Origin of the sequence: Prauserella muralis, assembly GCF_003202285.1 — a bacterium.
Classification (GTDB): Bacteria; Actinomycetota; Actinomycetes; order Mycobacteriales; family Pseudonocardiaceae; genus Prauserella_B; species Prauserella_B muralis.
On sequence record NZ_MASW01000001.1, the window covers coordinates 1,633,612 to 1,647,688 of the forward strand.

The 14,077-nt window shown below is 72.0% G+C and carries 13 protein-coding genes; 12 read left to right on the forward strand and 1 reads right to left on the reverse strand.

Translation table 11 applies throughout. The annotated features are described in order from the left end of the window. Positions 1 to 19 precede the first annotated feature (19 nt). Genes BAY60_RS08865 through BAY60_RS08880 form a run of 4 tightly spaced genes read left to right on the forward strand, consistent with a single transcriptional unit; the run spans position 20 to position 2,996 of the window. The gene (locus BAY60_RS08865; RefSeq protein ID WP_112280261.1) at positions 20 to 538 is read left to right on the forward strand and encodes a hypothetical protein; all 519 of its coding nucleotides are present in this window, start codon (positions 20 to 22) and stop codon (positions 536 to 538) included. Continuing rightward, entirely contained in the window at positions 535 to 786 is a 252-nt protein-coding gene (locus BAY60_RS08870; RefSeq protein ID WP_112280262.1) for an acyl carrier protein, read from the forward strand. The genes BAY60_RS08865 and BAY60_RS08870 overlap by 4 nt, the downstream gene beginning before the upstream one ends. Before the next feature lie 3 nt (positions 787 to 789). Continuing rightward, positions 790 to 1,995: a beta-ketoacyl-[acyl-carrier-protein] synthase family protein gene (locus BAY60_RS08875; RefSeq protein ID WP_112280263.1), complete on the forward strand. Its 1,206-nt coding sequence runs from the start codon at positions 790 to 792 to the stop codon at positions 1,993 to 1,995. After that, positions 1,992 to 2,996 carry a beta-ketoacyl synthase N-terminal-like domain-containing protein gene (locus BAY60_RS08880; protein ID WP_245992376.1) on the forward strand — a complete coding sequence of 335 codons (1,005 nt, stop codon included), beginning with the start codon at positions 1,992 to 1,994 and terminating at the stop codon, positions 2,994 to 2,996. The genes BAY60_RS08875 and BAY60_RS08880 overlap by 4 nt, the downstream gene beginning before the upstream one ends. Here the strand turns inward: BAY60_RS08880 and BAY60_RS08885 are convergent. Beyond that, positions 2,989 to 3,804, reverse strand: a complete 816-nt coding sequence (locus tag BAY60_RS08885) for a dienelactone hydrolase family protein (protein WP_112280264.1) — start codon at positions 3,802 to 3,804, stop codon at positions 2,989 to 2,991. The genes BAY60_RS08880 and BAY60_RS08885 overlap by 8 nt on opposite strands. A gap of 189 nt (positions 3,805 to 3,993) precedes the next feature. On the opposite strand from BAY60_RS08885, the gene glmS reads away from it, so the two are divergent. The 8 genes from glmS (at position 3,994) to xylB (ending at position 14,017) form a co-directional block, all read left to right on the forward strand. Then, a complete protein-coding gene (gene glmS / locus BAY60_RS08890) occupies positions 3,994 to 5,856 on the forward strand; it encodes a glutamine--fructose-6-phosphate transaminase (isomerizing) (RefSeq protein ID WP_112280265.1) in 1,863 nt (620 codons plus the stop codon). Between the two features lie 9 nt (positions 5,857 to 5,865). Beyond that, entirely contained in the window at positions 5,866 to 7,311 is a 1,446-nt protein-coding gene (locus BAY60_RS08895; RefSeq protein WP_112280266.1) for an NAD(P)H-hydrate dehydratase, read from the forward strand. A 347-nt stretch (positions 7,312 to 7,658) separates the two neighbouring features. Then, entirely contained in the window at positions 7,659 to 8,993 is a 1,335-nt protein-coding gene (locus BAY60_RS08900; protein ID WP_245992377.1) for an extracellular solute-binding protein, read from the forward strand. Then, positions 8,990 to 9,922 (forward strand): carbohydrate ABC transporter permease, encoded by a 933-nt coding sequence (locus BAY60_RS08905; RefSeq protein ID WP_245992378.1) that lies wholly within the window; start codon positions 8,990 to 8,992, stop codon positions 9,920 to 9,922. Before BAY60_RS08900 ends, BAY60_RS08905 begins: the two co-directional genes overlap by 4 nt. Continuing rightward, positions 9,919 to 10,776 (forward strand): carbohydrate ABC transporter permease, encoded by an 858-nt coding sequence (locus tag BAY60_RS08910; RefSeq protein WP_112280269.1) that lies wholly within the window; start codon positions 9,919 to 9,921, stop codon positions 10,774 to 10,776. Before BAY60_RS08905 ends, BAY60_RS08910 begins: the two co-directional genes overlap by 4 nt. Positions 10,777 to 10,789: 13 nt before the next feature. After that, positions 10,790 to 11,803 (forward strand): NAD(P)-dependent alcohol dehydrogenase, encoded by a 1,014-nt coding sequence (locus BAY60_RS08915; RefSeq protein ID WP_112280270.1) that lies wholly within the window; start codon positions 10,790 to 10,792, stop codon positions 11,801 to 11,803. Continuing rightward, positions 11,796 to 12,608, forward strand: a complete 813-nt coding sequence (locus tag BAY60_RS08920) for a DeoR/GlpR family DNA-binding transcription regulator (protein ID WP_112280271.1) — start codon at positions 11,796 to 11,798, stop codon at positions 12,606 to 12,608. The genes BAY60_RS08915 and BAY60_RS08920 overlap by 8 nt, the downstream gene beginning before the upstream one ends. Next, entirely contained in the window at positions 12,605 to 14,017 is a 1,413-nt protein-coding gene (gene xylB / locus BAY60_RS08925) for a xylulokinase (protein ID WP_112280272.1), read from the forward strand. The genes BAY60_RS08920 and xylB overlap by 4 nt, the downstream gene beginning before the upstream one ends. Positions 14,018 to 14,077 lie beyond the last annotated feature (60 nt).

Consider the following 14,077-nt stretch of genomic DNA (forward strand, 5'->3'; position numbering starts at 1 on the left):
CGGAACAGGAGGAGGGCTGATGGCGGAGGGCAAGGCCGCGGCGGTCATCGCGCGTCTCGGCCAGATCAGTCGCGAGCTGGCCGACCGCCGGGCCCTGCGCGAGCGCAGGGCCTCGGAGGCGCGCCAGCGGGCGAGTGACAGCCTGCAGAAGCAGGGCAAGGTCGCCGAGCGGGCCGCCAAGCATCTCGGTGAGCTCGGACGCAGGCAGAAGGAAGCCGGCGGCTGGGTGACCGAGAAGGCACTCGCGGACAAGGACAAGGTCATGGGCTTCGGCCCGGAGGAGGACGAGCAGCCCGACGAGTTCGCCCGCTACACCGGCTACTCGTCGGCGCCGCCGCCACCGCCGTCACCACCGCAGGCCGATGCGCAGGCGCAGGCGGAGCCGCAGGAGCGCAAGTACTCCCGCTCGGTGGCGCCACCGCCACCCCCGGAGCCCGAGCCGGCACCGGCGCCACCGCCCCGGCGGGCGCCGCGGCACGCCCGCCGGGAGCAGAGCTTCGATGACGACGACTTCTCGAACAACAGCTGGCTGACATGAACGCACTGGTCGCCGAGCGCAGCGACGAGATCAAACAGCTCGTCTGCCGCGTACTGGAGGTCGACGCCGAGCAGGTGAGCGAGACGGACCTGTTCATCGATGACCTCGAGGCGGACTCGATGAAGATGATCGAGCTGCTGGCTCATCTGGAGATCGAGTTCGACGTGGAGATCGACGAGGACGAGCTGGCCCGGCTCGTCAACCTCCGCGGCGTCTACGAGGTGCTGAGCGCCGCGCTGGACGCGTGAGCCGTGCGCAGGGTCGTGGTCACCGGTATCGGTGTGGTGTCGAGCATCGGCACCGGCGCCGGCGAGTTCGCCGAGGCGTTGTGGGAGGGACGCAGCGGCGCGGGCCCGATCGAGGCGTTCGACACGACGGGTTTCGCCCATGCCAACGGGTGCGAGGTGCGCGGCTTCGAGCCGGAGCGCTGGCTGCGTCGCGTTCCCGTGTCCGAGGCGGGCCGGGCGACGCAGTTCGCCATCGCGGCGGCGAGGATGGCGGTCGCCGACGCGGGCATCGCCGAGAGCGCGCTGCGCGAGCGGCCCGGGGTCGTGTCGATCGGGACCACCGACGGCGGTTCCGACGACGGTGAGCGGCTCGCGCAGACCGTTGTCCGCGAGAGCTTCGAGGCGATGGACCCGGCCGCGGCGCGCCGGGTGCCTGCGAGCCGGCTTGCGGTCGGCGTCGCGCGGGAACTGGGACTGACCGACGTCGACGTGTCGACCGTCGCGACAGCCTGCGCGGCGGGCAACTACGCGATCGGCAACGGGTTCGACGCCGTCCGTCTCGGCGAGGCCGAGTACGCGCTGTCCGGGGGTGCGGACGCGCTGTGCCGGATGACGTTCACCGGGTTCTACCGGCTGGGTGCCGTCGATCCGGAGCGGTGCAGGCCGTTCGACAAGGACCGGCGCGGCATCCTCACCGGTGAGGGTGCCGCCGTCCTGCTGCTGGAACCGCTGGAGGCGGCGCGCGAGCGCGGGGCGCGCAGCTACGCCGAGGTGCTCGGGTACGGACTGAACTGTGACGCCCACCACCAGGTGGCGCCCGATGGCGACAGCGTGCGGCGCTGCATGGAGCTGGCGCTGGCCGACGCGGGGGTGGCGCCGGACGAGGTCGACCTGATCTCCGCGCACGGTACCGGCACCAAGGCCAACGACGCGACCGAATGCGGCGCGATCCGGCAGGTGTTCGGCGAGCAGCCGCCCCGTACGGTGTCGGTGAAATCCATGCTCGGGCACACGATGGGCGCTGCCAGTGCTCTGGGAGCCGCCGCGTGTGCCCTGGGCATCGCCGGGAGCTTCGTGCCACCGACCATCAACCACGGCGAGACCGACCCGGAGTGTGGCATCGACTGCGTGCCGAACACCGCCGTGGAGGCCGAGCTGAACGTGGTGCAGAACAACGCGCTCGCGTTCGGCGGTAACAACGCCGTCGTCGTGCTGGGGAGGCCGCGGTGACGGGCGCGGTGGTCACGGCGTGGTCGGCGATCTCGGCGTGCGGGGTCGGGCGCGCGGCGCTACGGGCAGGTCAGGCGCGGCCCACCCGGGTCGACGGGGGACCGGGCGACGAGGCGTTCCTGGCGGCGGACTTCGTGGTGGACGAGGCGCTGGGCACGAAGGGCACCGGCTCGATGGACCGGTCGAGCGCGCTGGGAATCGGCGTCGTGGGTGACGTGCTGGCCGGTCTTGCGGTGGACGAGCGCACCGGGGTGGTGCTCGGCACCACCTCGGGCAGCGCGCAGACCCAACTGGAGTTCACCCGGGACTCGCTGACGCGCCGCAAACCGTACTTCGTCAACCCTGCCACGATGCCGTTCGCGCTGATGAACAGTGCGGCGGCGCAGGCGGCGATCTGGCACAAGCTGACCGGGCCGAACTCCACGATCGCGGGCGGCAGGCTGTCGGGGCTCGGGGTGCTGCGGTACGGGACGCGGCTGCTCGCCGCGGGGCGGGCGAGCGGTGTGGTGTGCGGCGCGGTGGAGGAGTACAGCGCGGCGCGGGCTTGGCTGGAGGAGCACCGGGGCCGCAGGGGCAGCCTGCTCGGCGAGGGGGCCGCGGCGGTGTTCGTCGAGCCGGCGGGTTCGCCGCGGCCCGTGCTGGCGGAGGTGCTCGGCATCGAGACCCGCGTGGCCGTGGACGGTGACCCCGAGGCGGCGCTCGCGTCGGGTGTGCGGCGTGTGCTCGAGCGGGCCGCCATCGAGGCGGGCGACGTGACCACCGTGGCCCTGTCGGCCCCCGGCGGCCTACTGGGCGAGGCGGAGCGCGCGGTCGCCGACGCTGCGTTTAGCGGGCTGACTGCAGTCGTGGACCCTGCGGAGGCGGTCGGTGACGTCGGGGCGGCCATCGGGATGTTCCAGGTCGTCGCCGTTCTGGACCGGCCTGGATTTGCCCTGGTGACGGCACTGGACGACGACGGCACCGTCGGGTGCGGGCTGCTGCGAGTGCCGGACGTCAGCTGAGCGCGGGCTCGGCTTCCCTGTTCAGGTGTGCGGTCTTGAGGTCGGCGTCCAGCAGCGGTCGGTAGGTGTCGGTGCCGGTCAGTTCCGTGAGGAAGAACGCCGTGAACAGCGCGCGCACCACCCGCTGCGTGGTGCGGTGGGGTTTGCCGTGCAGGAACGGCTGGCTCCAGTGCATACCCTCGGTGACCCCGAGGTGCGACGACTTGGGGATGGTGCGCAGCTGCACGGGCCCGGCCCAGGCGTTGGCGATGGCCTCGGAGTTGCCGGTCGCGGGCGCGACCAGGTCGTCGTCGGCCGCCAAGTGCAGGCCCGGAACCGTGACGGAACGGGCGGCGGTGGTGGCCTGGGGCATCGTCTGGGCGGCGGCGATGGTCGCGACCGCCTTGATGTGCGGGTCACCCTCTGTCGCGGCGGCGAGGACGGCGGCTCCACCGCCGATGGAGTGACCGGCGACGCCGAGTTTGCGGGGGTCGACACTGATGCCGTCCGGGCCGAGCCGGACGCCGGTGACCATGTCGAGCGTGGAGCGCAGGTCGGCGGCGAACAGCCGGTGCGAGGGCAGCGGGCCGCGGTGGGTCGCCGGGGCGGCGGCGACGATGCCCCAGCTCGCGAGGTGGCGCAGCAGCTCCCGGTAGCGGCCGGGCGGCTGGAGCCACCCGTGCCCGAACGCGACGGCCGGCAGGTTCAGCCCCTCGGCGGGCGTGTACACGACGCCGGGCAGGCCGACGAGGGCGAGGTCGCCGCGCAGCACCTCGTGGGGCCCGGGGTGGGACAGCTCGTCGAGTAACCGCTTGGGCTTGCTGGCCATGGCTGGAGAGTATCCGACCGGCCCGCCCTCGGCAGACGGAGTGCGTTTCGCGGGCGAACCGCAGCGCGCCGAGTGCAGTTCGCCCGCGAAACGCGGCGCGCGGCGGCCGCCAGAGTGCGTTTAGCGGGCTAAACGCGCTCCCGCTGAGCCGGGGCCGGGGGGTGACGCTGTGTCGTTACGCTGGGGGACGTGTGTGGAATCGTGGGATACGTCGGGCATCGGCAGGCGCTCGACGTGGTGCTTGGCGGGTTGCGCCGGATGGAGTACCGGGGCTACGACTCGGCCGGCGTGGCGGTGCTGGACGGTGGCGGCGCGCTGACCGTCGAGCGCAAGGCGGGGCGGCTGGCGAACCTGGAGGCCGCCCTCGACACGGCCGGCCGGAGTTCCTTCGCGGGCACCGCGGGTATGGGACACACCCGCTGGGCGACACACGGCGCGCCGATCGACCGCAACTCGCACCCGCACCGCGACGGCAGTGAGCGCGTGGCGGTCGTGCACAACGGCATCATCGAGAACTTCGCCGCGCTCCGTGCCGAGCTCGAGGCCGCGGGCGTGGAGCTGACCAGCGACACCGACACCGAGACCGCCGCTCACCTCGTTGCCCGCGCCTACGCCGAGGGCGACACGAAGGGTGACCTCCCGGCCAGCGTGCGTGCCGTGTGCCGCCGGCTCGAGGGCGCGTTCACGCTGGTCGTCACGCACGCCGACGAGCCGGACCTGGTGGTGGCCGCGCGCCGGTCGTCGCCGCTCGTCGTCGGCGTCGGCGACGGCGAGACGTTCGTCGCCTCCGATGTTGCCGCCTTCATCGAGCACACCCGCGACGCCATCGAGCTCGGCCAGGACCAGCTGGTGGTGATCAGCCGCGACGGCTGCGAGGTGACCGACTTCTTCGGCGAACCCGCGCAGGGCAAGCCCTTCACCGTGGACTGGGACCTCTCCGCGGCGGAGAAGGGCGGCCACGAGTACTTCATGCTCAAGGAGATCGAGGAACAGCCCGACGCGCTGGCCAACACACTGCGCGGGCACTTCGAGTCCGGCCGGATCGTGCTGGACGAGCAGCGCATGTCCGACCAGGACCTGCGTGACGTCGACAAGGTGTTCGTCGTCGCCTGCGGCTCGGCGTACCACTCCGGGCTCGTGGCCAAGTATGCGATCGAGCACTGGTGCCGGCTGCCCGTCGAGGTCGAGCTGGCCAGCGAGTTCCGCTACCGCGATCCCGTGCTCGACCGGGACACCCTCGTCGTGGCCGTCTCCCAGTCCGGCGAGACCGCCGACACACTCGAGGCGGTGCGGCACGCGCGCGAGCAGAAGGCCAGGGTGCTGGCCGTCTGCAACACCAACGGTGCCCAGATCCCGCGCGAGTCCGACGCCGTGCTGTACACGCACGCCGGACCGGAGATCGGCGTCGCCTCCACCAAGGCGTTCCTCGCGCAGATCGCCGCCAACTACCTGGTCGGGCTCGCGCTGGCCCAGGCACGCGGCACCAAGTACCCGGACGAGGTGGCGCGGGAGTTCGCCGAACTGGAGGCCATGCCCGCGGCCGTCCACAAGGTTCTATCCACTGTGGATCAGGTTCGCGAGCTGGGCCGCCGCATGTCCGACGCCAAGGCGGTGCTGTTCCTCGGCAGGCACGTCGGCTTTCCCGTCGCGCTGGAGGGTGCGCTCAAACTCAAGGAGCTTGCCTACATGCACGCCGAGGGCTTCGCGGCGGGCGAGCTCAAGCACGGGCCGATCGCACTGATCGAAGAGGGCCTGCCCGTGGTGGTCGTGATGCCGTCGCCGAAGGGCCGCGCGGTGCTGCACGCCAAGCTGGTCTCCAACATCAGCGAGATCCAGGCGCGGGGTGCCCGCACGATCGTCATCGCCGAGGAAGGGGACGAGACGGTGCGTCCGTTCGCCGACGAGCTGGTCGAGGTACCCGCCGTGCCCACGCTGCTGCAGCCGCTCGTGTCGACGGTGCCGCTGCAGGTGCTCGCGGCCGAGATCGCCCGCAGCCGGGGCTACGACGTCGACAAGCCCCGGAATCTGGCGAAGTCGGTGACGGTGGAGTAGACAGGCGCTGTGCGCGGAATCTGGACGACCGATCACGTGCGCGCCGCCGAGGCGCGCCTGCTGGCCGCGACACCCGAGGGCGCGCTGATGCGGCGCGCCGCCTACGGCGTGAGCGTCCGCGCGGCGGAGTTGCTTGCCGAGCACACCGGCGCGGTGGTGGGCCGGCGGGTGGTGCTCCTGGTCGGTGCCGGCAACAACGGCGGCGATGCCTTGTGGGCAGGTGCGTTTCTGCGCAGGCGCGGTGTGGGCGTGACCGCGGTGCTGCTGAAGCCGGAGAAGGCGCACCCGGCCGGCCTCGCGGCGCTGACGCGCGCGGGCGGCCGGGCCGTCGCGCCCGAGCAGGGTCCACAGTGGATCGCGAAGGCGGACCTGGTGATCGACGGCATCGTCGGCATCTCCGCGAAGGGTCCGCTGCGCGCCGACGCGGCGGAGCTGGTGGCCCAGGTCGATGCGCCCGTGCTCGCCGTGGATCTGCCGAGCGGCGTCGAGCCGGACACCGGCTGGGTGGAGGGTCCGGCCGTGCAGGCCACCGCGACGGTCACCTTCGGCGCGCACAAGCCGGTGCACGTGCTCAACCCGGAACGTTGCGGGGACGTGACGCTCGTCGACATCGGGCTCGGCGGTGAGCTCGGCGAGGCGGACCTGCTGCAGTTGGACCCGGCCGATGTCGCCGCCGCGTGGCCGCTGCCCGGCCCCGCGGACAACAAGTACACGCAGGGCGTCACCGGCGTCGCCGCGGGCTCGTCGGCCTACCCGGGTGCCGCCGTGCTCGCCGCCGCGGCAGCCGTGCGCGCGACATCGGGGATGGTCCGGTATGCGGGGCACGCCGCCGACGTGGTGCGCTGGCACTGGCCGGAGGTGGTGGCCACCGGCTCGATCTTCGACGCGGGCCGGGTGCAGGCGTGGGTCGTGGGACCGGGCATCGGCACCGGCCGGGACGGCAAGGACGTGCTCGCGCACGCGCTCGGCCAGGGGGTGCCGGTCTGCGCCGATGCCGATGCGATCACGCTGATCGCGCAGCACCCGGACGTGCTGGACGCGCGCGATCCGGAGACGCCGCTCGTGCTCACGCCGCACGACGGTGAGTTCGAGCGGCTGACCGGTGCGAGGCCGGGTGCCGACCGGGTGAGTGCCGCCCGCGCCGCCGCTCGCCGGTTCGACGCGGTGGTGCTGCTCAAGGGGCACACGACGATCGTGGCCCATCCCGACGGGCGGGCGCTCGTGAACGCCGCGCGGGGTTCGTGGCTGGCGACCGCCGGGTCGGGGGACGTGCTGTCGGGGCTCACCGGTTCGCTGCTCGCGTCGGGCCTCGATCCGTGGCTTGCCGCCGGTGTCGCCGCCGACGTGCACTCCCGAGCCGGGCAACTCGCCGCGGGTGGGGTTCCGGTGTCGGCGTCGGGAGTGCTCGCCGCCGTCCCGGACGCGGTCCGGCAGGCGCGCTCGCTCGCCCGGTAACGGCCGGCCACCAACGGCAGACGCCCCCGGCCCGGCTCCCCGGGCGCGCTCACCCCCGCCGCCCGGATGTGCATTCGCGAACCCCCAAGTGCGTTTAGCGGGCTAAACGCGCTCGGGGGCGGCGGCAAGAGAGCGAAGTTATCGAGTTATGTGTTAACAACGGCGAGATTCTCTGGTAAGAATGGCGCGGCATGCGGACATGCGCATGCTGACGATCGGGCTTACCGGAGGAACCGATGACCCAGCGCGGGGTAATCGACCGCCGAACGATGCTCCGCGGCGCGGCGGCCCTCGCTGCGTTCAGCGGGCTAACTGCAGCGTGCGGCGGGCGGCAGGACGTGGCGCGGGTGGCCACGGACGACCGGTGGCGGCAGTTCGCAGGCGCCACCGTCAACTTCGTCTCGGAGAACACGGCGCCGACCGCGGCCATCGCCGCCAACCTGCGGCCGTTCACCGAGCTGACCGGCATCCACGTCAACATCATCACGCTCGAGCTCACCGCGCTCGTGCAGAAGGTCGCCCTCGACCTCGCGGGCGGCGAATCCCAGTACCACGTGATCTACGCCGACCCGTACCAGGTGCTCGCCCCCTACTCGAAGGGCCTGGTCGACCTGCGCGAGCTCGCGAACGACCCGCGCCTGCCCGGCATCGAGGGCGGCTTCGGCGACTTCATCCCGACCCAGCTCGACGCCGTGGGCCGCTTCGGCGGCGACGCCGTCTACGCCCTGCCCTACGACTGCCCGACCATCGTCTGGCAGTACCGGGCGGACCTGTTCGCCAAGCACCACGACCGCATGGCCGACGACCTCGGCTTCGATCCCACGCCCAGCGGCGAGCGCACCTGGGAGGAGTACTACCGGATCGCCCGGTGGTTCAACGACAACACCGACGACGTCGCCTACGGCACCGGTCACCAGGCCAAGCAGCACGACTCGCTGATGTGCGACTTCTCGAACGTGCTGTGGTCCTACGGCGGCGACTACTTCGGCGACGGCGAGCGCGTCGGGCTCTACGGCACCGTCGAGCCGGGCCCGTGCCGCCTCGGCAGCGACGCCGCCGTCGAGGCCGCCGAGTTCTACCAGCGGCTGCTCGCGATCGCCGACCCGTCGTCGCGCACCTGGGACTGGAACGGCCTCGCGCCCGCCCTGTCGTCCGGCCGCATCGCCATGTGCCCCAACTGGCACGAGTACGCCGCCGCCAACGAGCAGGCGATGCCCGGCAAATTCGCCTACGCTCCCATGCCGCGCGGCCCGGTGCGCAGCGCCAACATCTTCGGCGGCACCGGCATCGCCATCAACGGCAACACACTGCCCAACGAACGCGGCGCCGCCTGGCTGTTCGCCAACTGGGCGACCTCACCCGCCACCCAGCTCGCCAACCTCAAGAGCGACGCCGGTGGCGGCACACCGACCCGCACCTCGGTGTACGAGCTGCCGGAAGTGAAGCGGGCCGAGCACCGGCCGAGCGCGATGCCGAACATCCTCACCGCACCCGCCGTCCGGAAGGCGTGGGAGCCCGCAAACATCGGACTGCGGCCCAAGATTCCGATGTGGAACGAATGCGACACCGCCATCTACACGCAGCTGTCGCGCATGCTCGCCGGTGACGTCTCGCCCGCCGACGCGATGCGCGAGACCGCCACCCGCTTCGACCGGATCACCGAGCGGGGGTGGGTGTCGTGAGCCTGACCATCGAGGCGCCGGAGACCGGACAGCGGGCGGCCCCGGACCGGCCGCACCGCCGCCGCGGCCGGTTCGGCTTCCACGGCGCCATGATGACGCCCGGCCTGCTGCTGCTGGCCGTGCTGTCGGTCATCCCGTTCCTCACGGTCCTCGCGATGAGCTTCTCGCGGGTGCGCCTGCTCGGCGGGGTGTCGTTCAGTTTCGTCGGCCTCGAGTACTGGGCGCGCTTCTTTGCCGACGTCGACCTGTGGACGCAGTGGCTGCGCACGCTGGTGTTCTTCGTGCTGACCGTGGGCCTGGAGATGGTGCTCGGCCTCGGCCTCGCCCTGTGCCTGTGGAAGCTGATGCGCGGCCGCAACGCCGTGCTGAGCCTGCTGTTGCTGCCGATGTTCGTCGCGCCGGTGATCGCCGGGCTGCTCGGCCGCTTCCTCACCGACTCGACGTTCGGCCTGTACTCGTGGCTGCTGCGGCTCGTCGGCTACGAGGGAGACATCCTGGGCGGCAGCTACTCGGCCTTCCTCGCGGTCGTGGCGATGGACGTCTGGCAGTGGACGCCGCTCATCACGCTGATCACCCTGGCCGGCCTCACCGCCGTGTCGCAGAGTGTGCGCGAGGCGGCCGCGCTCGACGGCGCCGGGCCGTGGCAGACGCTGCGCCACATCATCCTGCCGTCGATCTCCAGCGTGCTGCTGGTGGCGCTGCTGATCCGTTCCATGGACGCGATCCGCTACTTCGACATCATCGCCGTGACCACCAACGGCGGGCCCGCCGACGCGACCAAGGTGGTGCCGATCCGGTTGTACGAGACCGCTTTCCGCTTCTTCGACCTCGGCTACGCCGCCGTGATCGGCCTCGTGATGCTCGCCGTGACGATCGCGATCGCACGGGTGTTCGTCGGCATCCTGGACCGGAAGGGGCTGACCCGATGACGACGCTGCGCACCCACCCCGTCGATCGCACCACGCGCCGGGCTCGCCTCGGCATCGGGCTGGTGCTGGTGCTCGCTCTGCTGTGGACACTCGTGCCGCTGGTGTGGATGGCGTTGTCGTCGTTCAAGTCCGGGGCCGACGTCACCTCTGCCGAGCCCACGGTGCTCTTCGAGCCCACGCTGGACAACTACGCGAAGCTGTTCTCCGGAGCCAACAACCTCGGGCCCTACATCCTGCACAGCGTGCTCGCCGCGGGCATCTCCTCGGTGCTGGCGGTGGTGCTCGGCGCGCTCGCGGGCTACGGCCTCGCCGGAAGCAGGATGCGCGGCAAGAAGCACCTGGCGTTCTGGATCATCAGCACGCGCATGGCACCGATCGCCGTCGTGGTGCTGCCGCTGTTCCTGCTCTTCCGCGGCGCGAACCTCATCGACACCATCCCGGGGCTGATCCTGGCCTACCTCACGTTCAACCTGCCGTTCGCGATCTGGCTGATGAGCGCGTTCTTCGCGCAGATCCCCCCGTCGGTCGAGGAGTCCGCGCTCGTCGAGGGCTGCACGCGCTGGCAGGCGTTCTGGCACGTGATCCTGCCCCTGACGAAGGCGGGCCTGGTGACGACGTTCGTGCTGTGCCTGGTGTTCTCGTGGAACGACTACGCGTTCGCCCTGGTGTTCAGCGGGCCGAACTCGCAGACGCTGCCCATGGCCGCCGACCAGCTCGTGACCCAGACCGGGATCGACTGGGGCCAGCTGACCGCGATCGGCACGATCGTGGTGTTGCCGATGATCGTCGCCGGGCTGGCGGTGCGCCGCTGGCTGGTGACCGGACTGACGTTGGGAGCCGTGACCGGTGAATGACCTTCCCGAAGCGATGACGGTGTCCGTGCTGAACGGCATCCACGACGTGGTGACCGAGCAGCGGCCGGTGCCCTCGCCGGGACCCGGCGAGGTGCTGGTGCAGGTCCGTGCCGTCGGCACGTGCGGCTCCGACGTCCACTACTACGAGCACGGCCGCATCGGCGATTTCGTCGTCGAGCGGCCACTCGTGCTCGGCCACGAGCCCAGCGGCGTCGTCGTCGCGACGGGCGAGGGCGCGACCCTGCACCAGCCGGGGCAGCGGGTCGCGCTCGAACCCGGCGTGCCGTGTTCCCGGTGCAGGCAGTGCGGGCTCGGCCGGTACAACCTGTGCCCGGACATGCGCTTCTTCGGCACGCCGCCGATCGACGGCGCGTTCTGCGAGTACGTGACATTGCGGCAGGAGTTCGCCTACGCGGTACCCGACGGGCTCAGCGACGAGGCGGCCGGGCTGCTCGAGCCACTGTCGGTGGGGGTGTGGGCCTGCCGCAAGGCCGCCGTGCAGCCTGGCTCACGGGTGCTGATCACCGGCGCGGGCCCGATCGGGCTGGTCGCCGCGCAGACGGCGCGCGCGTTCGGGGCCACCGACGTGGTGGTCACCGACGTCAACGCCAAGCGGTTGCGCGTGGCCGGGGAACTCGGTGCGACGGCCACGATCGACGTCTCCGCCACGTCGCTGTCCGGCTCCGGGTTCGAGCCGGACGTGCTGCTGGAGTGTTCCGGCGTGCCCTCGGCGATCGGGGAGGCCATCCGGCAGGTCGGCCGTGCCGGGCGCGTGGTGCTCGTCGGCATGGGCGGCGACGAGATCCCGCTGCCGCTGGCACACGTGCAGGGCTTCGAGATCGAGGTGACCGGCACGTTCCGCTACGCCAACACGTGGCCTGCGGCGATCGCGCTCGCGGCGTCGGGCGAGGTCAACCTCGACCGGCTGGTGACGCACCGGTTCGGGCTCGGCGAGGTGGAGCAGGCGCTCACCGTCGCGGCCCGCGATGACAGCGTGATCAAACCCGTAGTGTTGCCGTATGCCTAGGACCCGCCCGCCGGACGCTGCCGTCGAGCAGCGCAGGCAGGAGATCCTGCGCACGGTGATCGAACTCGGCGAGGTGCGCATCGACGACCTCACCGGGCGGTTCGGTGTGAGCCTCATGACGATGCACCGCGACCTCGACGATCTGGCCGAGCGCAAGCTGCTGCGCAAGCTGCGCGGCAGGGTCGCGGCCTACCCGGCGCTGACCATGGAGACCGCGAAACGGTTTCGGGAGGGCCTGCATCGGACGGAGAAGGAAGCGCTGTGCGCGCGGGCCGTGCGCGAGGTGGCGGCCGGGCAGACCGTGTTCCTGGACGACTCCACGACGCTGTTCCCGCTCGCGCGCAGGCTCGTCGAGGTGGACGAGCTGACCGTGGTGACCAACTCGCTGGAGATCGCGCGCATCGTGGGCGAGCCCGGGCGGGCCGAGGTGATCCTGCTCGGCGGGCGCTACACCGAGTTCGACTCGTGCATCGGCCCGGACGCACTCGCCGCGCTGGGACGCATCCGGGCCGATGTGGCGCTGGTCTCGGCGGCCGCGGTCGCGGGCGGGCGGCTGTACCACCCGGTGCGGGAGTACGCGGAGCTCAAGGAGGCGGCGCTGGCCGCCGCGAACAGGAACGTGCTGGTGGTCGACCGGTCGAAGTTCGGAAGGACCGCCACTTACGCGTACGCGGAGGCGGGTGCCTACGACCTGGTGATCGCCGACAGCCAGGCGCCCGCCGACGAGGTCGAGGCGCTGCGGGCGATCGGTAATCAGGTTGTGCTGGCGGACGTGGGCGCCGAACAGGAAAGCTCAGGGGTATGAACAGCAACGACGAAGTTCTGGTCGCCGGTGTCGACTCCTCGACCCAGTCGACGAAGGTGATGGTGTGCGACGCCAGGACGGGCACGGTGGTGCGCACGGGACGCGCCGAGCACCCCGACACCACGGAGGTGGATCCCGGCGAGTGGTGGTCGGCGTTCACGTCGGCGACCGGCGGGCTGCTGGACGGTGTCGCGGCGATCGGCGTGGCCGGGCAGCAGCACGGGATGGTGACCGTCGACGACGGCGGTGCCGTGGTGCGGCCCGCCCTGTTGTGGAACGACACCCGGTCGGCGAAGGCGGCGGCCGACCTCACCGAGGAACTGGGCGGTCCGCAGGCGTGGGCCGACGCGGTCGGGTCCGTGCCGGTGGCGAGCTTCACCGTGACGAAGCTGCGCTGGATGGCCGAGCACGAACCCGAACTGGCCGACCGGGTGGCGCGCGTCATGCTGCCCCACGACTGGCTGACGTGGCGGCTCACGGGCGGCGACCCGGTGACCGACCGTGGCGATGCGTCCGGCACCGGCTACTTTTCGCCCGCTAAAGGCGCTTACCGCACCGACATCCTGACGCAGGCCTTCGGGGGTCGTCACCCTGAGTTGCCGCGGGTGCTGGACCCGGCCGAGGCCGCGGGCCACACGCCGGACGGCACGCTGGTGTCGGCGGGCACCGGCGACAACATGGCCGCCGCACTCGCGCTGGAGATCGGCGATGGGGACGTGGTGGTGTCGCTCGGCACGAGCGGCACCGTGTTCGGGGTGTGCGAGACGCCCGCGGCCGACCCGACCGGCACGGTCGCCGGGTTCGCCGACGCCACCGGGCGCTTCCTGCCGCTGGCGTGCACGCTCAATGCCGCCCGGGTGCTCACGGCGACCGCCCGCCTGCTGAACGTGGAGCTCGCGGAGCTCGACCGCCTCGCGCTGGCGGCGGACCCGGGCGCGGAGGGGCTCACGCTGTTGCCGTACCTCGACGGCGAGCGCACGCCCAACCTGCCGGAGGCGGCGGGCTCGGTGTTCGGCCTGCGGCGCGCCAACATGACCCCGGAGAACCTGGCGCGAGCCGCCGTCGAGGGCATGCTGTGCGGGCTGGCCGCCGGACTGGAGGCCGTGCGCGAGCAGGGGATCAGCGTGCGGCGCGTGCTGCTCATCGGCGGCGCGGCGCAGTCGCAGAGCGTGCGCACCATCGCTCCGATGGTGTTCGGCGTGCCGGTGGCGGTACCCGAGCCCGCCGAGCACGTCGCCATCGGCGCCGCGCGGCAGGCCGCGTGGGCCCTGGCGGGCACGCCGGAGCCGCCCGCGTGGCAGACCGATGTGGCGTCGCGGCTCGCGGAGCCGACCGCGGGCGATGCCGAGCAGGGCGAGCGGATCCGGCAGCGGCATCTCGAGTCCCGCGCACTCGTGCACAACGTGTGACACCGCTGTGGGAAAATCCCCTCGAACGGAGGTATGCGAGTACGCCGAGAACGGATAGGT